Origin of the sequence: Bradyrhizobium sp. STM 3562 (assembly GCF_045571435.1) — a bacterium.
Lineage (GTDB): Bacteria > Pseudomonadota > Alphaproteobacteria > Rhizobiales > Xanthobacteraceae > Bradyrhizobium.
In genome coordinates, this window is record NZ_CP120694.1 from 1,903,767 (window position 1) to 1,921,974 (window position 18,208).

18 protein-coding genes are annotated in these 18,208 nt (G+C 60.1%); 15 read left to right on the forward strand and 3 right to left on the reverse strand.

The features are described from left to right. The first annotated feature begins 96 nt into the window (after positions 1-96). From P6U23_RS08790 to P6U23_RS08825, 8 genes are read left to right on the forward strand one after another with little or no spacing between them, the layout of a single operon-like run. Entirely contained in the window at positions 97-975 is an 879-nt protein-coding gene (locus P6U23_RS08790) for an FAD binding domain-containing protein (protein WP_407179148.1), read from the forward strand. Next, positions 972-1,457, forward strand: coding sequence for a (2Fe-2S)-binding protein (locus P6U23_RS08795; protein WP_407179149.1), 486 nt, complete (start codon positions 972-974; stop codon positions 1,455-1,457). Before P6U23_RS08790 ends, P6U23_RS08795 begins: the two co-directional genes overlap by 4 nt. Further along, positions 1,454-3,847, forward strand: coding sequence for a xanthine dehydrogenase family protein molybdopterin-binding subunit (locus P6U23_RS08800; RefSeq protein WP_407179150.1), 2,394 nt, complete (start codon positions 1,454-1,456; stop codon positions 3,845-3,847). Before P6U23_RS08795 ends, P6U23_RS08800 begins: the two co-directional genes overlap by 4 nt. 46 nt (positions 3,848-3,893) lie before the next feature. Continuing rightward, positions 3,894-5,147, forward strand: a complete 1,254-nt coding sequence (locus P6U23_RS08805) for an ABC transporter substrate-binding protein (RefSeq protein ID WP_407179151.1) — start codon at positions 3,894-3,896, stop codon at positions 5,145-5,147. Positions 5,148-5,194: 47 nt separating this feature from the next. Continuing rightward, positions 5,195-6,079, forward strand: coding sequence for a branched-chain amino acid ABC transporter permease (locus P6U23_RS08810; RefSeq protein ID WP_407179153.1), 885 nt, complete (start codon positions 5,195-5,197; stop codon positions 6,077-6,079). A gap of 15 nt (positions 6,080-6,094) precedes the next feature. After that, on the forward strand, positions 6,095-7,081 hold the full coding sequence (locus P6U23_RS08815; RefSeq protein WP_407179154.1) for a branched-chain amino acid ABC transporter permease: 987 nt from the start codon (positions 6,095-6,097) through the stop codon (positions 7,079-7,081). Next, positions 7,078-7,842 carry an ABC transporter ATP-binding protein gene (locus P6U23_RS08820; protein WP_407181388.1) on the forward strand — a complete coding sequence of 255 codons (765 nt, stop codon included), beginning with the start codon at positions 7,078-7,080 and terminating at the stop codon, positions 7,840-7,842. The genes P6U23_RS08815 and P6U23_RS08820 overlap by 4 nt, the downstream gene beginning before the upstream one ends. A 6-nt stretch (positions 7,843-7,848) precedes the next feature. Next, the gene (locus P6U23_RS08825; protein ID WP_407181389.1) at positions 7,849-8,553 is read left to right on the forward strand and encodes an ABC transporter ATP-binding protein; all 705 of its coding nucleotides are present in this window, start codon (positions 7,849-7,851) and stop codon (positions 8,551-8,553) included. A gap of 3 nt (positions 8,554-8,556) precedes the next feature. On the opposite strand, the gene P6U23_RS08830 is transcribed toward P6U23_RS08825, so the two are convergent. Further along, on the reverse strand, positions 8,557-9,795 hold the full coding sequence (locus P6U23_RS08830) for a zinc-binding dehydrogenase (RefSeq protein ID WP_407179155.1): 1,239 nt from the start codon (positions 9,793-9,795) through the stop codon (positions 8,557-8,559). After that, positions 9,749-10,579, reverse strand: coding sequence for an NAD(P)-dependent oxidoreductase (locus tag P6U23_RS08835; protein ID WP_407179156.1), 831 nt, complete (start codon positions 10,577-10,579; stop codon positions 9,749-9,751). Before P6U23_RS08835 ends, P6U23_RS08830 begins: the two co-directional genes overlap by 47 nt. 230 nt (positions 10,580-10,809) lie before the next feature. On the opposite strand from P6U23_RS08835, the gene P6U23_RS08840 reads away from it, so the two are divergent. From P6U23_RS08840 to P6U23_RS08870, 7 genes are read left to right on the forward strand one after another with little or no spacing between them, the layout of a single operon-like run. After that, on the forward strand, positions 10,810-11,793 hold the full coding sequence (locus P6U23_RS08840) for an ABC transporter substrate-binding protein (protein WP_407179158.1): 984 nt from the start codon (positions 10,810-10,812) through the stop codon (positions 11,791-11,793). 50 nt (positions 11,794-11,843) lie between these two features. Beyond that, positions 11,844-13,538: a dihydroxy-acid dehydratase gene (gene ilvD, locus P6U23_RS08845; protein WP_407179160.1), complete on the forward strand. Its 1,695-nt coding sequence runs from the start codon at positions 11,844-11,846 to the stop codon at positions 13,536-13,538. Continuing rightward, complete coding sequence (locus P6U23_RS08850) at positions 13,520-13,711, forward strand: hypothetical protein (RefSeq protein ID WP_407181793.1); 192 nt, start codon at positions 13,520-13,522, stop codon at positions 13,709-13,711. Before ilvD ends, P6U23_RS08850 begins: the two co-directional genes overlap by 19 nt. Next, positions 13,629-14,474 (forward strand): ABC transporter ATP-binding protein, encoded by an 846-nt coding sequence (locus P6U23_RS08855; RefSeq protein WP_407179162.1) that lies wholly within the window; start codon positions 13,629-13,631, stop codon positions 14,472-14,474. Before P6U23_RS08850 ends, P6U23_RS08855 begins: the two co-directional genes overlap by 83 nt. After that, positions 14,471-15,253, forward strand: coding sequence for an ABC transporter permease (locus P6U23_RS08860; RefSeq protein WP_407179163.1), 783 nt, complete (start codon positions 14,471-14,473; stop codon positions 15,251-15,253). The genes P6U23_RS08855 and P6U23_RS08860 overlap by 4 nt, the downstream gene beginning before the upstream one ends. Beyond that, positions 15,250-16,017: an ABC transporter permease gene (locus tag P6U23_RS08865; RefSeq protein ID WP_407179165.1), complete on the forward strand. Its 768-nt coding sequence runs from the start codon at positions 15,250-15,252 to the stop codon at positions 16,015-16,017. The genes P6U23_RS08860 and P6U23_RS08865 overlap by 4 nt, the downstream gene beginning before the upstream one ends. A gap of 30 nt (positions 16,018-16,047) precedes the next feature. After that, complete coding sequence (locus tag P6U23_RS08870; RefSeq protein WP_407179166.1) at positions 16,048-17,094, forward strand: peptidase M29; 1,047 nt, start codon at positions 16,048-16,050, stop codon at positions 17,092-17,094. Between the two features lie 393 nt (positions 17,095-17,487). On the opposite strand, the gene P6U23_RS08875 is transcribed toward P6U23_RS08870, so the two are convergent. Beyond that, positions 17,488-18,102: a YncE family protein gene (locus P6U23_RS08875; RefSeq protein WP_407179167.1), complete on the reverse strand. Its 615-nt coding sequence runs from the start codon at positions 18,100-18,102 to the stop codon at positions 17,488-17,490. Between the last annotated feature and the right edge of the window lie 106 nt (positions 18,103-18,208).

The window sequence follows — 18,208 nt, forward strand, 5'->3', positions numbered from 1 at the left end:
CCGGAGATAGCTCGCTAAACAAACTTGACCTTTGGCGGCCAGCACCTTCTAATCAGGCAAAAAATACGCCAGCTCTGGCGGGGGAAGGTCGCGCCCATGAAAGCCTCGGCTTTCGATTACGCACGCGTAACCAGCATTCATCATGCGCTGGAGATGCTTTCCCTGCATGGGGAACAGGCAAAAGTATTGTCTGGCGGCCAGAGCCTGCTTCCGGCGATGAACCTTCGTCTGGTCTCGCCCCAAATGCTCATCGATATCGGCGAGCTCGCTGAGCTACGAGGAATTGCCGTTGACGGCAATGTTCTCCGCATCGGCGCATTGACCCGCCATGTTGAACTTCTAACCTCGCCCTCGGTTGCCGCTCACGCACCGCTTTTAAGCGACGCGGTCAAGCATATCGCCCACCCTGCGATCCGCAACCGGGGTACCCTCGGCGGGAGCCTTGCTCATGCCGATCCGGCCGCCGAGCTGCCTGCATGCATGCTGGCGCTCGACGCGACCATTATCGCCTGCGGGCGATACGGTGAACGGCGCATCGCAGCCGCTGAGTTTTTTCAAGGCCTTTATGCGACCGCGCTACGTCCGGATGAGCTGCTGGCCGCTGTCGAATTGCCGATCGCGCGGCAGAATTCGGTCGATTTCTTCCAGGAGTTCGCCCGGCGCCACGGCGATTACGCGCTGGCCGGCGTGGCCGCGAGGGCCAGTGTCGTCAATCGCGGGTTTTCCAATCTTCGCATGGCATTCTTTGCCATAGCTGATCGACCGGTGTTGGCCAATGCCGCGGCCAAGTTGCTGAACGTCGCGATCACACCGGAGTTGATTGCCGATGCGGCAGTCGCATTTGGCAACGAACTCGACCCTCCCGAGGATCAGCAGGTCTCTTCGTCCATGCGCCGGCATCTGGCAAGGGTGCTGTTTAGGCGCTGCGTCGAGGCGCTCCTTACTCGCGGTGCACTATGTGGAGCAGCTGGGTGACGGCTCCGATGCCAATCTCGCTTGAGGTCAACGGTGAGCGCGTGGACATGCATGTGCTCCCGCGCGTCAATCTGGCGGACTTCCTTCGTGAACATCTGCATCTGACGGGCACACATGTCGGCTGCGAGCATGGCGTGTGCGGTGCATGCACCGTTCGGGTAAATGGCGAAATCGTGCGCGCCTGCCTGATGCTCGCTGTTCAGGTGCATGGCAAAACGGTACAAACGATCGAGGGTTTGTCCGACAGCGGTGAAGTCGCCGATCTACAATCGGCGTTTCGAGAGCGCAATGCGCTGCAATGCGGCTATTGCACGCCGGGAATGCTGATGGCCGCTCAGGATCTCCTAAAACAGCAAAGTGAACCATCGCGGGAGCTCATCCGGGAGCATCTTTCCGGCAATTACTGCCGCTGCACCGGTTATCAGGCCATCGTCGACGCGATCGAAGCCACGGCCCACAGCCGAAGGGGGCGACCGCGATGATCGTGGCAAGAGGACAAGCTGAGCGGCTTTCGGTGCTCGACCGGCCAAACTCCTATATCGGAAAGACCGTGCCGCGGCCCAATCTCGATCGGCTCATGCAGGGGCGAGGGCTCTATGTCAGCGATATGGAGCTGCCGCGGATAGCGCATGTCGTGTTCCTGCGCTCACCTCATGCCCACGCAAAAATCATGGCGATTGATGCGAGCGCCGCAAAGCGGATGCCGGGTGTCATAGCCGTCATCACCGGCCGGGAGCTCGCGGCCGTCATCACGCCCTGGGTAGGCGTTCTCTCGCACCTGAAGGGGCTGAAGTCCGCTCCCCAGTACGCCATCGCCATCGACCGCGTGTGCTGGCAGGGTGAAGCGGTGGCAGCGGTTGTGGCGACAAGTCGCGCGCTTGCGGAGGATGCCGCCGAGCAGGTCTCGGTCGACTATGAAGAGCTTGAGGCGGTAACCGACATGCGGGTCGCGCTCGATCCAAAGACGCCGGTCATTCATCCCGCCCTTGGCGATAATCTTGCGTTCGAACGCGTACACGACACAGGCAATGTGGACCAAGCCTTTGCGGCGGCGGACGAGGTCGTTGAAGCTGAATTCGTCTTCGGCCGCCACACTGGTGTGACGTTGGAGCCGCGTGCCGTCGTTGCTGATTGGAACAGCGCGGAAGGCAGGCTTACGATCTATCAAGGCACCCAGGCGCCGCACATGGTGCAGAACATCGCGGCGCTTCACCTCGGGCTGCGGGAGCAGCAGGTCCGCGTCGTCTGCAAGGACGTCGGAGGCTCCTTCGGCATAAAGGTGCACATCTATGCCGATGAGATGGCGACCTATGCCCTCTCTAAGCTGCTCAGACGGCCGATAAAATTCGTCGCGGATCGGGTCGAAAGCTTCAATACCGACATTCATGCGCGCGATCATCGCTGCAAGGGTCGGATCGGTGTGAGACGTGACGGTGCAATCACCGCGTTTGAAATCGACGACCTCACCGGAATCGGTCCCTATTCGATGTATCCGCGCACCAGCGCGATCGAGGCGAACCAGGTCGTCAATCTGGTCGGCGGACCCTACACGACCAAGAGCTATCGCGCACGAGCGCGTGTCGTGTTCCAGAACAAGAACGTGATGTGCCAGTATCGTGCGGTCGGGCATCCCATCGCGTGTGCGGTTACAGAGGGGCTGGTGGACCTGGCGGCGATACGGATCGGGTTGGATGCGGTCGAAATTCGAAGGCGTAATCTTATTGCCGACGACGCGTATCCCTGCGCGTCCCCGACCGGACTGAGATTCGAGCAGTTGTCTCACCAGGCTTGCCTTACCAAGCTGGCGGAGATGATGGACTATGCGGGTTTGCGCGCCGAGCAGGCGAGCCTGCGCAGAAAAAACATCTATCGAGGCATTGGTCTTGCCAGCTTCATCGAGGTGACAAACCCGAGCGCGGCATTTTATGGGGTTGGCGGAGCCCGCATCTCGTCCCAGGATGGCGTGGCTGCGAGGCTGGACGCTCAGGGTTCGGTGATCTGCCACACCAGCATCACCGAGCAGGGGCAGGGCTCAGAAGCCGCGGCCGCGCAAATCGTAGCGACTGTGCTCGGGGTCTCTATGGAGCGCGTTCGAGTCATTTTGGGCGATACCGAGAATACACCCTATGGCGGGGGAACCTGGGCGTCGCGCGGCGCCGGAATCGGCGGGGAGGCCGCGCTCCAGGCCGCCAAAGTCCTACGCAAGAACATCCTGGATGTCGCGGCGGCCATCCTGCAATCGAACCCCGCGGAGCTCGACATCGCCGACAACGCCGTTGTGAACGCCGGTGATCGCGAGCCGCGCATCGAGCTGAGCGAACTGGCGCGAATTGTTTATTTCCGCCCCGATACGTTGCCGCCCGGCATTCAGCCCGAACTCATGGCGACGCGCCATTTCGTGCCGCGGGAGTTTCCTTTTGCCTTTACCAACGGCGTTCAAGCCTCCTGGCTCGAGGTTGACCCCGAGACAGGCTTTATCCGCTTGCTTAAACATTGGGTGGTCGAGGATTGCGGCACCATCATCAATCCGCAGCTCGTTGATGAGCAGATTCGGGGTGGGGTGGTTCAGGGGCTTGGCGCCGCACTCTTCGAAAAGTGCGTTTATGATGAGCGCGGTCAGCTCACGAACGCCAATATGGCTGATTACCTGGTGCCGATGGCCGGGGAAATGCCGGATATCGATGTCGGCCATGCGGTTTCGCCAACGCGAGAGAGCGAACTGGGCGCCAAGGGCGCGGGCGAGGCAGGGACGGCGGGCGCCGCAGCGGCCGTCATTAACGCGGTAAATGACGCGCTCAGGCCGTTCGGTACTTTAGTTACAGAGATTCCGCTCACGCCGCAGGTTATCCTGGCGGCCCTAGGGCGCCTATAAGAACGATAAGCCTTGTAGCAAAAAAAGACATCAGGGGAGGAAAGTCATGAGGAGCGAGGTCTCCAAATCGAGATCGATATCCCGTCGCCGGGTGTTGGCGACGGCCGGTGCCGGCGCGGTGATCGCCGCCTCGCCCTTCCGCATCAATCTGGTCAAGGCGGAGGAGGCGAGCATCAAAATCGGCTTTCCGGTCCCATTGACGGGCCCCTACGGCACGGAAGCGCAGGACCAGGTTCGTGCGGCCCAGCTCGCTATAGCTCAATTTAATGAGGCCGGCGGCCTCAACGGGCGAAAAGCGGAATTGTTGGTTCGCGACGACAAGCTCAATCCGGGCGAGGCTGCGACGCGAACGCTTGAACTGGTCGAGAAGGAAAAGGTGAATTTCGTCGTCGGCAGCCTTTCCGCTGCGGTGCAGCTCGCGATCAACAATGTGACCAAGGAACGGGGCATCATCTTCAACTCAATCAGCCAGTCCGATGCCATCAATGAAGCCTCTGACTTCAGCCGCTTTACTTTTCACGAGGCACTGAACCCGCATATGACATCGGGCGCAGTCGGCCGGTACGCATTCTCGAAATTCGGCAAAAGGGTTGCTTTCCTGACTGCGGACTATGCCTATGGCCATGAAATGGTCCGAGGATTCCTCGAGGTCGGCAAGGCCTTCAATATTGAAAATCTCGGTGACATCAGGCACCCGCTTGGTACCACCGACTTTTCGACCCTGTTGCCTCGCATCCAGGCGCTAAAGCCGGACATCCTCTGCATCAGCAATTTCGGCCGCGATCAGCAAATCGCGCTGCGGCAGGCGACCGATTTCGGGATCAAGAAAACCACCCAGATCATCTCTCCATTGCTCTCGCATGCAAGTCGCGTCGCGGCAGGACCCCAGGCCTTCGAGGGCGTGATCGGCGGGTGTTCGTTTTATTGGGGCATTGAGGACAAATTCGCCTCGACCAAGGCCTTCAACGATGCTTTCCGCAAAATGTACGACGGCAAGCTGCCAACCGATTACGGCGCGCTCGGTTACGGCGGCGTCCGAACGGTGCTAAGCGCGGTGAAAAATGCCGGAAGTGTCGATACCGACAAGGTCATCGCCGCGCTGGAGGCCTTGAAGTACGACTACTACAAGGGCCCGCAATATTATCGCAAATGCGACCATCAATCGGTGCAATCGGTCTTGGTTATCCGGTCGAAGTCCAAGGATCTACGGAATGACTCTGATGTCTTCGAGGTGATCAGCACCGAAGAGCCCGATGCGGCGCACCTGCGGAGCTGCGCAGAACTCGGTCACAAGGCGTGATAGCGGATTGGGGCGTCCTAGTCGTTGCTCCATCGTAGGTGATGCGGATGGCTGGTCTCAGTCTCGATCTCATTGCATTGCAGCTATTTGCCGGACTGGCGCTCGGCGCAATTTATGTGCTGTTTGCAATCGGCCTTTCTCTGATCTTCGGCATGCTCACTGTGGTGAATTTCGCGCACGGTGCCTTCTACATGGTCGGCGCCTATGCCGGGCTCTACATCCTGATGCTCGGCGGCAATTTTTGGATCTGCCTCGTCGCTGTTCCGCTGGCGGTCGGGCTGTTCGGGATGCTGGTCGAACGTCTTCTCATCCGGCGGCTCTACGGCCGTGGCATCGATTACCCGCTGCTCCTGACGTTCGGATTGAGCTATGTGATGGTCGAGTTGGTTCGCATTGCCTTTGGCAAGACAGGCTACCCCTTCGACACTCCAGATCTGTTGCAAGGCGCCGTCAATATCGGCGTCGGCTATTTTCCGTTGTACCGGCTGTTTGTGATCGGCGCGACCGCCGCGGTGCTTCTGGGCCTTTGGCTCTTCCTGGAAAAGACCAGCTTCGGCCTGATCATTCGCGCAGGCGCACGTGACCCGCAGATTGTTCGCGTGCTTGGCGTCGACATTTCCAAGGTCTGGCTCATCGTATTCGGGATCGGGACCGCTATTGCCGGCTTCGCCGGCCTGCTGGCAGCGCCATTGCAGGGGGTTATCCCGGAAATGGGAAGCACCATCCTCGCCGAAGCGTTCGTGGTGACGGTGGTCGGCGGCATGGGGTCAATTGGCGGCGCGGTCCTTGCGGGACTGTTGGTCGGCATCGTCGTCAGCATGAGCTCACTATTTGCGCCCGAAATGGCGAAGGTCTCGATCTTTGCATTGATGGCAATCGTGCTCATTGTTCGGCCACAGGGGTTCTTTGGTCGCGCCGGACTAATGAGTTGATGGTGAAAGTCGGCCATGAATGAGATGAGCCAGTCCCTGCTGCGGACACAGGCTGCGCGCGTAAGCTGGTTTGATGTTGCAACGCGCCATCGCGTCGCCCTGGCGACCCTTGTGGTTCTTGTATTTCCTCTCGTGATGCCGTTTACCGCGCTCGCGGTGAATATCTTGATCTATGGCCTCTACGCGCTCGGGTTCAATCTAGTCTACGGCTATCTCGGCCTGTTGTCCTTTGGTCACGCGGCTTTGTTCGGAACGGGAGCTTATCTTTGCGGCATAGCGATCGTGCATTTCGGCTTGCCCTGGTACGCAGCGATTGCAATCGGCGTCGTTGCGGGCCTGGCAATGGCTGCTTTGATCGGCGTGTTGGCGATCCGAACCCGCGGCATCTATTTCGCCATGGTCACGATGGCACTGTCGCAGTGCGTCTATTACCTTTTCTATCAGGCGGTCGACTGGACCGGCGGGGAAAACGGCCTTCGCGGAATCAATGTACGCAGCATCGATCTGTTCGGCATGCGGCTTGATTTCCTCGATCCGATGACCCGCTATTACGTGATTGCCGCCTTCGTAATCGCGGCCTTCTTCGTACTATCACGGATTCTCGCCTCGCCCTTCGGTGCGGTCATTGAGGCGGTACGCGAAAATGCGACGCGCGCCCGCGCGTCCGGTTACGATGTGACGCTGACGCGCCTGATCACGTTCGTACTTTCCGGCGGCTTTTGCGGCCTTGCCGGCGCCCTTCAGGCGCTGCATCTGTCCATCGTACCGATCGAGATCCTGCACTATGACACCTCCGGCATCGTGGTCATGATTGCCCTGCTCGGCGGAATGGGGACATTTTTCGGGCCGATGATCGGCGCGGCGGTCTTTCTGCTGCTTGAGAATCTGGTCTCGCTTTGGACCGTGCATTGGCAGCTCATCGTCGGCGCTATCTTCGTGAGTTGCGTGCTGTTCTTCCCGGCCGGAATCTGGGGCACGCTGACATCCCGCGGCAAACCATGACCTCGCTAGATTCAAATCAGCTTATTTTGCGCACCCAACGCTTAGGCAAGGTGTTTGGAAAATTTGTCGCGCTGAAGGACATATCGGCCGAGTTCAGGCGCGGCGCGATCACCTCGATCATCGGCCCTAACGGTGCCGGCAAGAGCACATACTTCAATCTGTTGTCGGGGGTCCTCGCGCCATCCAGCGGCAGCATCGAGTTCGAGGGCAGGGATGTTACCTGCCTGCCGCAGCATCGATTTGCTCATCTCGGGATCGCAAAGTCTTTCCAGATCACCAGCGTGTTTCCGCAATTGTCTACGCGCGAGAACATTCGGATCGGGCTCCAGGCGCTGGTGTCACGCTATGATTTATGGCGTCCGCGCAGTCGGCTTCGCGAATTGGCCGAGCAGGCCGATGAACTGCTTGCACTGGTCGGATTGTGGCAAGCGCGCGAGCGCCCGGCAAGATCGCTCGCGCACGGCGAGCAGCGGGCGCTAGAGGTCGGAATGGCCCTGGCGAGCCGTCCCCGTCTGCTACTTCTGGACGAGCCGACCGCAGGGATGAGCCCCGAAGAAACCCGCGTCATGATGGATCTCATCGTCAAGTTGGCCAGCGAGCGAACGGTCATCCTTGTCGAGCACAAGATGAAACTGGTGCTTGGCATCAGTGATCGGATCCTGGTGTTACATCATGGGGAGCTGTTGGCGGAAGGAACCCCGCAGGAGGTTCGCCAAAACGAAGCGGTCAAGCGGGTCTACTTGGGCCAGCGGGAGCATTAACGCGTGATGTTGCAGGTCGCCAATCTGAATGCCTGGTACGGCGCAAGCCACGTCCTGCAGGACGTCAGTATTGAGGTGGCCAAGGGCGAAATCGTGTGCCTGATCGGACGCAATGGTGCCGGCAAGACCACAACACTGAAGTCTATCATGGGAATGATGGACCGAACCCGCGGCTCAGTCACATTCAAGGGCAAAGAGCTGCTGAACTTGCCTGCCCACCTACGATTTGCGCTCGGGCTCGCCTATGTGCCGGAGGAGCGCCGCATCGTGCAGGGGCTTTCGGTACGGGAAAATCTCAGGCTTGGCCTAGTGGCGTCGCCGGAAAAGAGGCATGAGCTGCAACTGATCGAGGACATCGCCAAAATTTTCCCACGCCTTGCCGAACGGCTGGACCAGGAGGCAGTAACCATGTCGGGCGGCGAGCAGCAGATGCTGGCAATTGCCCGCGCCGTGATTGCCAAGCCTGATCTGATCATGCTGGACGAGCCCTCCGAAGGGATCATGCCTGTGCTCGTCGATGAAATGTTCGAATTGTTTCTTGCCATGAAGGCCCAGGGCACGACGGTGCTGCTGGTCGAGCAGAACGTCGAACTGGCGCTTGAGATCGCAGACCGCGCCTACGTCATGGACCAGGGCGCGGTCGTGCACCAGTCCTCGGCCCGAGAATTGCTCGCCGATGATGAGGTCAAGGAGCGCTACTGCTCGGTTTGAAACCTATTCCGCGGCGCTGGCTATGGCATTTGCGGGCCGGTTGGCTACCACGACCTTGATGGCGTCCTCGACCCGCTCCCGGGCATAGCGCAGTGCTGTCGGGAGCTCGGCGAGCGAAAAGGTGTGGGTGTGGATCTTGGTGGCATCAAACCGCTTTTCGGCCATCAGCTCCATCGCACGATGCGTGGCGCTACGGCCTTCGCCGCGAATGCCGAACACGTAGATGTTGTTCCGGACCAAATGGGCGATATCCGTCATGACAGCTTGATGGGGGAATGCTGCCAGGCAGATTCGCCCGCCGCGATTGGTCATGTGAATGGCCTGATTGACTGTCGCCTCCGTGCCGGCGCATTCGAGGACATAGTCGGCGCCAATTCCACCGGTAAGCCGTCTCACGATCTCAACCGGGTCCTCCTCAGTGATGTTGATGACGCGATCGGCGCCTAGCTCTTTGCCGATCGCAAGCCGTCGCTCTCGCGTTCCGGTCAGGATAACAGGATTTGCGCCGAGCGCCTTGGCCACCGCCACCCCAAGTAATCCGATCGGCCCGGGGCCGATTATGACGACGCTTTCACCAGCAACCAGACCGCCGAGTTCGGTCAAGCCGTACATCGATGTGCCTGCGGTGACGACCAGCGTCGCCTCGGCGTCGCTCATGTTATCGGGTACGTGCACCAGCGTATTGATGTGATTGACCGCGTATTCGGCAAAGCCGCCATCGGTGGTAAAACCGTTGGCGCGATGGCCCTTCTCCGGCCTCCCATAGTTAAGGCATGAGGTGTACATGCCCTGGCGGCATCGCTTGCACTGACCGCAACCAGCGTGGATCTCCACGGTGACACGCTGGCCGATCTCAAATTCGTCGACATCGGGACCCAGCGCTGCAACGGTGCCCATATATTCATGGCCTGGAGTAAAGTTCTTGTTGAAGGGCAGCCCGCCCTGGATGCGCGCTGGTGATCCCGAGTGGATGATTTCAAGGTCGGTGGCGCAGATCGCGACAGCGTCGATGCGGACCAATACTTCGGCTCTATTCGGAACTGGCGTCGCCTTCTCGCGCAGGAAAAGCTCGTCGGGGCCGCCGAGAGTCCAGGCGCGCATTTGCGCCGGAATGGGAGAGTCGGACGAGGTTTTGACGTCGGCGGGTTTATACATTTGACGTTTCCTAGTTTTATTTTGGCTTAAGCAGAGAGGCTCAATCAGGAGATGCAGACAATTTGTAGATTTCGAGGGCATCGGCATCTGCGCCGCGCGAAAGTTTGACCAGTCTGAAGAGCTGCGCGGCGAGCGAGGCCATTGGAACCGGGGTCGACGTGTCGCGGGCGACATCGATGATCGTATCGAGATCCTTCAACATAGTGGCAATGTGGCCAAGCGGTGGTGAATGGATGCCCTGGACCATGCGTGGTACGAACAATTGAAGAGGAATTGAGTCTGCAAAGCCGCCGGCGAGCGCCTCCGGCAGGCGCGCCGCGTCGATACCGGCATTTGCGGCGAGCCGTGTTGCTTCCGCAAGCACCGCCATTGCGCAGCCGACGATGACCTGATTGCACAGCTTCGTTGACTGGCCGGCGCCGGTCGGGCCCATATGCGTGAACCGTCGTGCCATCGCCAACACATAGGGCCGTACTCGCTCAATATCAGCGGAGTCGCCACCTGCCATGACCGCCAGCGTGCCTTCCTCCGCTCCCTTCGTGCCGCCTGAGACCGGCGCATCGATCCATCCCATGCCATTGGCCTGGCGCAGACGCGCTGCGATATCGCGCGCGGCGTCGGGATGGATGGAGGAGAAGTCGACGACCAACTTGCCTTGGCCGGCCATCTTACTAAGGCCGCTGGTGCCCAATGCCACCTCTTCCACAGCCGCCGCATCGGTCACGCAGGTGAAGATAATGCTGGCGCTGGCGGCGACGTCACGCGGATGGCTCGCGAGCTTTGCTCCGGCCTCTGCCAGCGCCGCGGCCTTCCCAGCGGACCGGTTCCAGACGAAAACTTCGTGGCCGGCGCTGAGCAGGCGTCGCGCCATGGGTGTCCCCATCAATCCCAGCCCTATATAGCCGAGCTTTTCGGCGCTCGCGCCCGCCTTTCCAATCCCGCTCATTCTGATCTCCGGCTGCGATGAAGCATAGCACAATCCAGGGGCCAGCGAATATGACCGACGCTCCAATGGCTTGCCTGATTGTTTGAACCATGAAAGATTTGGGGTCCAAGTCGGGCTTGCTTGCCTTTCGGGGCCGAGAGAGTGGAGCGGGGCGTATGCGAACTTTTTCGACGTGGATCCTGGCCGCCGGGGCGGCGCTGTCAATCTTCGCCGGCGTGAGTGCGTCGCGGGCGCAACAGACCATTCGCGTCGGTTGGACCATTCCGGCAGAGGAATCGAAATATTGGATGATGCGTCGGCCGGCCGAATTTCCCGACATCGGCAAGACTTACAAAATCGAATGGACCCAATTCCAAGGCACCGCGCCGATGACGCAAGCACTGGCGGCCGGTGCCCTCGACTGCGCAACCCAGGCGCCGCTCTCGCTCGCCAATGGCGTCCTCGGCGGCAATCTGAAGGCTTACATCGTCGCCCAGCACGTGTTTGAGAAACCCGGCGGCTTCTCTGTGTATTGGGCCGTCATGGATAACTCCCCCATCAGGACCATTGCGGATTTGAAGGGCAAGACCGTCGGGATTTCGGTGATCGGCGGTGGCACCCAAGGTCCTTTCAACATGCTGCTCAAGCAGAACGGGGTTGACCCGGCCAAGGACATCAAATTGGTCGAAGTCGGCTTCGCGGTGTCCGAGGATGCGTTGCGTCAGGGCCGGGTCGATGCCGTCAACATGAACCAGCCTTTCGCCGCACGCGCGGAGGCCAAAGGCGGTACCCGCAAACTGTTCTCGCTGTCTCAGGCGATGCCCAACATCGTGCACATTCTTGAAGCCTGTCGCGCCGATTTCGTGGACAAGAATCCCGATCTGGTAAAAGCCTATGTGCGCGACATCACCCTTGGCATGAAGAAGGCACTCGCCAATCGCGAAGAGACCTTGAAGGTCGTCTCCGAGGTGCTGAAGGCGCCGATCCCGGTGCTCGACACCTATCTCCTGAAGGACAACGATTTCGGCAGGGATCCGGGCGCCGCGCCGAACTTTCCGGCGATCCAGAAGATGCTCGATATCTATGCGGAAACGGGAATGTTGCCCAAGATGGATGTCGCGCAATTCAAGCACCCGAGCATCGTAGCGCCATTGGAGTGACGATCGCGGCGTCAGTGAGCCTGCTGGGCCGTGTTGCGGAGAATGTTGAAATGAAGAAGTGGCGATCACGGGTGACGACCGATGGTCTGGACCGTGCACCGCATCGCGCCTTCATGCGTGCCATGGGCTTGGACGACGCAACGATTGCAAAGCCGATGGTCGGGGTCGTCAGCATGAAGGGCGAACAGACGCCCTGCAACATGACCCACGATTTCCAGGTCGCGGCCGCCAAAGAAGGCATCGCGCAGGCTGGCGGCTGCCCCCGCGAGTTCACGACCGTCTCCGTCTCGGACGGTATCAGCATGAACCATGAGGGCATGAAGTTCTCGTTGTTCTCCCGGGAATTGATTGCTGACTCGATCGAGGCTGTCGTTCATGGGCTCGCTTACGACGCCCTGATCGGATTTGGCGGCTGCGATAAGACGCTACCCGGCGTGATCATGGGAATGATCCGCTGCAACGTGCCATCGATCTTTATCTATGGCGGCAGCGCATTGCCGGGCCGGTTCAACGGCAAGACACTCACGGTCCTCGATTCCTACGAGGCAGTCGGCGGCTTCATGACCGGCGAGATCGATCAAACGACGCTTGCGGGCATCGAACGGAACTGTCTGCCGACGATCGGAGCCTGCGCCGGACAGTTCACCGCAAATACAATGGCGATGGTTTCCGAGGCGCTGGGACTGACCATGCCCAACGTTTCCATGATCCCCGGCGTGTATCCCGAGCGCGCGCAGGTCGCGCGTCAGGCCGGGCGGCTGGTGATGCAGATGTTGGACCGGGGCGGGCCGTTGCCGCGCGATGTCGTGAGTCGGAAATCCCTGGAGAACGCCGCAGCCATAGTGGCGGCAACAGGGGGATCGACCAACGCCGCACTGCATCTGCCGGCGATCGCCAACGAGGCGGGTATCCGTTTTACGATCGACGATGTCGGCGAGGTGTTCGCGCGGACCCCGCTGATCGGCAATTTACGCCCAGGCGGGAAGTACACTGCGAAAGACGTCTACGATGTCGGCGGTACGGCCGTGGTGATCCGCGCTCTCGTCGAGAGCGGCCATGTCGACGGTAGCTGTTTGAGCATTACCGGCAGAACGATTGCGGAAGAATATGGCGGGGCGAACGCGCCGGACGGAGATATCATACACTTCACGCAGACACCGATCATGCCGGATGGCGGTGTGGCCGTACTAAAGGGCAATCTTTGTCCCGATGGAGCCGTGATCAAGGTAGCGGGCCTGAAGAGCCTGGTTTTCGAAGGCGCGGCGCGGGTGTTCGAGGACGAAGAGTCCTGCGTCGATGCCGTCCGGAATCGCCGATACGCGGCAGGCGAGGTTCTGATCATCCGGAATGAAGGCCCAGTCGGGGGCCCCGGCATGCGCGAGATGCTGGGCGTGACCGCACTGATCTACGGGCAAGGGATGGGCGAGAAGGTGGCCTTGATTACCGACGGGCGTTTCTCAGGCGCGACACGCGGGATGTGCATCGGCTATGTCTCACCGGAAGCCTTCGTCGGTGGACCCTTGGCGCTGGTGCGCGATGGCGACCGCATCCGGATCGATGCGGGTGCGCGTCGAATGGATCTGCTGGTTGAGGAACGTGAACTGGCGGTACGGCGCCAGGCCTGGAAACCTCGGCCGCCGCGCCATCGCGCCGGTGCGTTGGCAAAGTATGCACGGCTGGTCGGACAGGCGCCGGGCGGCGCGGTGACGCATGCGGGGCCTGCGGAATGGCCGTGGTTCAGCTAGCAAAATCCGACGCTTTTGGCATGAAACCCGCATCGCCGGCGGACGCGGTTTTCCGCTATGCTGATAGCCAACATCAAGAGAGCGGCGAGAATGAACCTTATGCCATCGCGATCGGACCTTCAGGTCGAGTCCGCGCCCGCAGCAAGGCCTTTACAGCCGATGATCGAGATTGATCATGTCTCGCAGTTGTTTCAGACTTCGGCGCGTCAAGATCATCTGGCGTTGTCGGACGTTTCGCTCGCAATCGAGGATGGCGCCTTCGTCTCCATTCTTGGTCCTTCGGGCTGTGGCAAGTCGACCCTGCTCTACATCGTTGGCGGCTTCGTAAGTCCGACACGGGGTACCGCGAAAATGCGGGGGCAGGACATCAGGGGCCCCGGACCTGATCGTGGCCCGGTGTTTCAGGAATTTGCATTGTTCCCGTGGAAGACCGTGCTTGGCAACGTCATGTACGGCCTGCGTCAGCAGGGGATCAAGGCCGCGGAAGCCGAGGCGCAAAGCCGCGCGTTGATCGAGATGGTCGGGCTAAAAGGCTTTGAGGATTTCTATCCGAAAGAGCTTTCCGGTGGCATGAAGCAACGCGTGGCGCTGGCCCGGACGCTGGCCTATCATCCGGCGGTGCTGTTGATGGACGAGCCGTTCGGCGCGCTCGACGCGCATACGCGCACGCGGCTGCAAAACGATCTGCTCAACATCTGGGAGCGCGATCGCAAGACGGTGTTGTTCGTCACCCATTCGGTGGATGAAGCGGTGTTTCTTTCGGACAAGGTCGTAATGATGACCCGCTCGCCGGGACGCATCAAACAGGTCATCGATATCGATCTGCCGCGCCCACGCCGCCGTACCGAGCTGCTGCTCGATCCACGCTATCAAAAATATGTGGTCGACATCGAACGCATGTTCGACGAATCTGGCGAAGGTGGATTACGGCCATGAGCGGTCGTGCTCTTCTAGCACGTTTGGCGCCCGTGCTCGCATGCGTGGGATTGCTAGCCGTATGGCAGATCGCTGCACTCGGCCTGAACAGCGATAGCTTTCCGACGGCAACCGATGCGATCCGAGCGATACCGTCGATCCTCGGCGACGAGGAAGCTTTGATCAACATCCTGGCCTCATTGCGCCGAATGACGATCGGCTTCGGGGCGGCCGTCCTCGTTTCCATTCCGGTTGGATTGTCGATGGGCCGCAGCCGAACCGTTGCGTCGTTTTTCAATCCGCTGCTGATGGTGACCTATCCGGTGCCGAAAGCCGCCCTGATGCCGATCATCATGCTCTGGATCGGCGTAGGCGACCTCGCCAAGATCCTGGTGATCTTTCTCGGCGTGAGCCTGCCCGTGATCTATCACAGTTTTGAGGGCGCCAAAGCAGTCGAAGAAAAGATGTTGTGGTCTGGTGCCGCTATGGGCCTGTCGGGGACAGAGCGCATGATCCGCATTGTGCTACCCGCGGCATTGCCCGAAATCCTCACCGGTTGCCGCACAGGGCTCGTGCTGGCATTGATCACGATGGTCATGAGCGAGATGATCGCGCGGCAGTCCGGCGCCGGAAACATCCTGTTTAACGCGTTGGATATGGGACAATACGACACAGTCTTTGCGATGATCATCATCATCGGTGCAATGGGCATTGGTCTTGATGCCGCCTTTGAAAGGATACGGGCGCGCCTGATCCGATGGTCCGAGCCGCAATTCGACATTCCCTTGAGCTTCACATGAAGAGCCGGGTCCTGGCGACGGAACTCTTGCTCGGCGTGATCCCGATCGCGCTATTGCTCGCAATCTGGCAGGCCTTGGTCTCATTCGGCTTGGCGCCGCTGGCGCTGCTGCCCTCGCCCGGCCAAGTATTTACGCATTTGATGCAGCAGCTCGGGAGCGCGAGCTTCGAGCAAGAGATCCTGACCACGCTGTTTCGGCTTTTCGCCGGATTCTCCATCGCCGTGATCCTCGGCGTATCGCTCGGGCTCGCGGCCGCCGCGAGCCCGTCAATCAATGCCGTGGTGCGGCCGATGGTGCGCGTCTTGGCCCCGCTGCCGAAGGTCGCGCTCTATCCCGCGCTCCTGCTGCTGCTCGGCTTCGGTCATGAATCGAAGATCACGCTTGTCGCCGCCGATGCGGTGTTTCCGATCCTGCTCTCGACCTATCACGGCGCCTCGACGGTCGAGCAGAAATTGCTCTGGTCGGCGATGGCGGCGGGAACGCCGCCGCGCGAGATTCTTTTCAAGGTGGTGCTGCCGGCGGCCGCACCGTCGATCCTGACAGGTTGCCGCATCGGCCTTGTCATTTCCTGCATCGTGGTATTTCTGGCCGAGATGATAACTTCGACGGATGGCCTCGGACACGTTCTCGTCACGGCTGCGCGGACCTTTCAGGCCGTAGACATGTTCGTGCCGCTGATCACGATCTCGCTGCTTGGATTGATCCTCAATGGCTTGCTGCAGGCAGCGCGATCGTATTTGTTGCGAGGATTCCCTGAAGTCTGACGTGATACTCTAGGAAGTGGAGGAGAGAGCATGCTGGCAGATCGCATCGAAGCGAAGTGGATCGACGCGTTCTGCGAGATTTTTGAACGCTGCGCCGTCAAATCGGGCGATATCGCCGCCATCCTATCCGAAACCCAATCCCGAGCCCTTAATGTGCACCTGGCCGAGCTTGCGCTGCTGCGAATGGGAGCAAGGCCGTTCCACCTCATTGTGCCGATGCCGCGCAACAGGCATGCGGTTCCAGTTCGTTCGACGGGCGCGAGCGAGGCGATCCAGCGACTTGGTCCAGTCGTAACGGCCTTGCAGCAGGCAGGCTTCGTGGTGGATTGCACCATCGAAGGCTTGATGCACGCGCCAGAGACCCCGGAAATCCTCAAAGCAGGCTCCCGCATCCTGGTGATTTCCAACGAACACCCCGAAGCACTTGAACGCATGGTTCCGGATCCAGCATTGGAAAAGCGAGTACGTGCGGCGGCGAAGATGCTGCGTGCGACGAAGCGCATGCGTGTCAGCTCCAAGGCGGGGACCGAGCTCGACGTCGATATGACCGGCGCCTCAACGGTCGGCGTGTGGGGGTGGACCGACAAGCCGGGTACGTTGGCACACTGGCCGGGCGGTATTGTCGTGAGTTTCCCAAAGAGCGGGACTGTCAACGGCACGCTGGTGATGGCGGCTGGCGACATCAATCTGACCTTCAAGCGCTATCTGACCTCGCCGGTCAAAATGACGCTAGAAAATGACTATGTCACCGATCTCGAAGGCGAGGGGGCTGATGCGGCGATGATGCGGGCCTATCTGGCGGCTTGGGGAGACCGCGAAGCTTACGCAGTGTCGCATGTCGGCTTTGGCATGAATCCCGGTGCGCGCTACGAGGCACTATCGATGTATGATCAGCGTGACACCAACGGCACGGAGCTGCGCGCCGTTTCCGGTAATTTCCTGTTCTCCACGGGCGCCAACGAATTCGCCGGTCGATACACGGCAGGACATTTCGACCTGCCCATGATGGGTACCACGATCGAACTCGACGGTGTGGCCGTGGTCCGCGAAGGTGTGCTGCAGGACGTGTTTGGCTGATCCTGGCCATTTGGTTCTGAGCCCTTGGGATCACTGATCGTGGCAAGAAGTTTCAATGACGGAGCCCAGATTGTTTATTCAGCTCTGGGATGTGCCTGAAAAATGCCTGTGGCCGGGAAACGCACCCAGTCTCTTCGCCCATTTCGCAGCTTGTTGAGATTGCGGAACTCTTCTCCGCTCTCCGAGCGCACCACGCTCAAGCGTCTGCAGCCCAACGGCTTGCTTGGCGGATTTAAGCAGAAGCTTCCTCTGTGCCAGAACGAGCTCTCCTGCACGCCGGTGCAGACCTACTGGGTACGCCGCTCGGCAAGGACGATTGCCGGAAGGAGCGATCGGCCAAACATTTGTGATCTCGCCTGACGCGCTGTCGATTTCGACGAGCGCACCGTCGTCTCAGGCAGCATAAAGCCGCCTAGGCGAATGATCGATGTCGAGGCCATGGGCGCCACCCGAGGGAAGTTTCCACTGGGCGATCGGTCTTAGTTCAGGGAGACTTGCGACCAGCACCATCGAGGGCTCTCGGATGCAAAGAAATATCCGATCGGCAGCCATATCGGTGACACACCAGCGCGGGCGGCCCGGCAGTTCGAGTTTGGCCAACCTGCCATTTTTCAGATGAAAGCTTTGAAGCGTCGGTATCTCGACCTCATTCCCGATGCAAGCGGCGATCCCAAGCGCCAAACGCCTGACGATGACCGCGCCGTTTGGTCGGGAGGCAGTCTCGAAAACGGCGGCGGTCTTGTAGGTCACAGCATCAATCCAGGCGACAGAAGCGGAGCCGCGGTTGGTAAGCAGGACTTCGCCATCGTCAACCACTGCTCCGGCTACGCCTGGGAATCCGGGCAACGTTGCGACGTGCCGCTGCTTGTCCTGATCAATGACCTCGACGCAATCGCGTTGCGTATGCGCAATAAAGACACGTCGTGTTTTCGGATCGAAAGCCCCATGATCGAAAGAGCTGCCTTCGGCGTTCGGAATTTTGATAGTCCCAATCGGCTTTAACGGCATGGTGACCTCATGCGTCCGCACTTGGCAACGGAATAACTGGCATCGAAATGTGGGTGAGAGGACGGTCCATGTGCAATGTCCTCGAAACATCGAGCGTTGCAAGATC

Bases quoted from the DNA above. Each gene is read 5' to 3' on its own strand.
- P6U23_RS08850 (WP_407181793.1), top strand. From the start codon at position 13,520: ATGGCCGTGGTTCAGCTAGCAAAATCCGACGCTTTTGGCATGAAACCC.
- P6U23_RS08840 (WP_407179158.1), top strand. From the start codon at position 10,810: ATGCGAACTTTTTCGACGTGGATCCTGGCCGCCGGGGCGGCGCTGTCA.
- P6U23_RS08875 (WP_407179167.1), bottom strand. From the start codon at position 18,102: ATGCCGTTAAAGCCGATTGGGACTATCAAAATTCCGAACGCCGAAGGC.
- P6U23_RS08860 (WP_407179163.1), top strand. From the start codon at position 14,471: ATGAGCGGTCGTGCTCTTCTAGCACGTTTGGCGCCCGTGCTCGCATGC.
- P6U23_RS08870 (WP_407179166.1), top strand. From the start codon at position 16,048: ATGCTGGCAGATCGCATCGAAGCGAAGTGGATCGACGCGTTCTGCGAG.
- P6U23_RS08825 (WP_407181389.1), top strand. From the start codon at position 7,849: ATGTTGCAGGTCGCCAATCTGAATGCCTGGTACGGCGCAAGCCACGTC.
- P6U23_RS08865 (WP_407179165.1), top strand. From the start codon at position 15,250: ATGAAGAGCCGGGTCCTGGCGACGGAACTCTTGCTCGGCGTGATCCCG.
- ilvD (WP_407179160.1), top strand. From the start codon at position 11,844: ATGAAGAAGTGGCGATCACGGGTGACGACCGATGGTCTGGACCGTGCA.
- P6U23_RS08855 (WP_407179162.1), top strand. From the start codon at position 13,629: ATGAACCTTATGCCATCGCGATCGGACCTTCAGGTCGAGTCCGCGCCC.
- P6U23_RS08790 (WP_407179148.1), top strand. From the start codon at position 97: ATGAAAGCCTCGGCTTTCGATTACGCACGCGTAACCAGCATTCATCAT.
- P6U23_RS08810 (WP_407179153.1), top strand. From the start codon at position 5,195: ATGGCTGGTCTCAGTCTCGATCTCATTGCATTGCAGCTATTTGCCGGA.
- P6U23_RS08805 (WP_407179151.1), top strand. From the start codon at position 3,894: ATGAGGAGCGAGGTCTCCAAATCGAGATCGATATCCCGTCGCCGGGTG.
- P6U23_RS08835 (WP_407179156.1), bottom strand. From the start codon at position 10,579: ATGGCGCGACGCCTGCTCAGCGCCGGCCACGAAGTTTTCGTCTGGAAC.
- P6U23_RS08815 (WP_407179154.1), top strand. From the start codon at position 6,095: ATGAATGAGATGAGCCAGTCCCTGCTGCGGACACAGGCTGCGCGCGTA.
- P6U23_RS08830 (WP_407179155.1), bottom strand. From the start codon at position 9,795: ATGCCGATGCCCTCGAAATCTACAAATTGTCTGCATCTCCTGATTGAG.
- P6U23_RS08800 (WP_407179150.1), top strand. From the start codon at position 1,454: ATGATCGTGGCAAGAGGACAAGCTGAGCGGCTTTCGGTGCTCGACCGG.
- P6U23_RS08820 (WP_407181388.1), top strand. From the start codon at position 7,078: ATGACCTCGCTAGATTCAAATCAGCTTATTTTGCGCACCCAACGCTTA.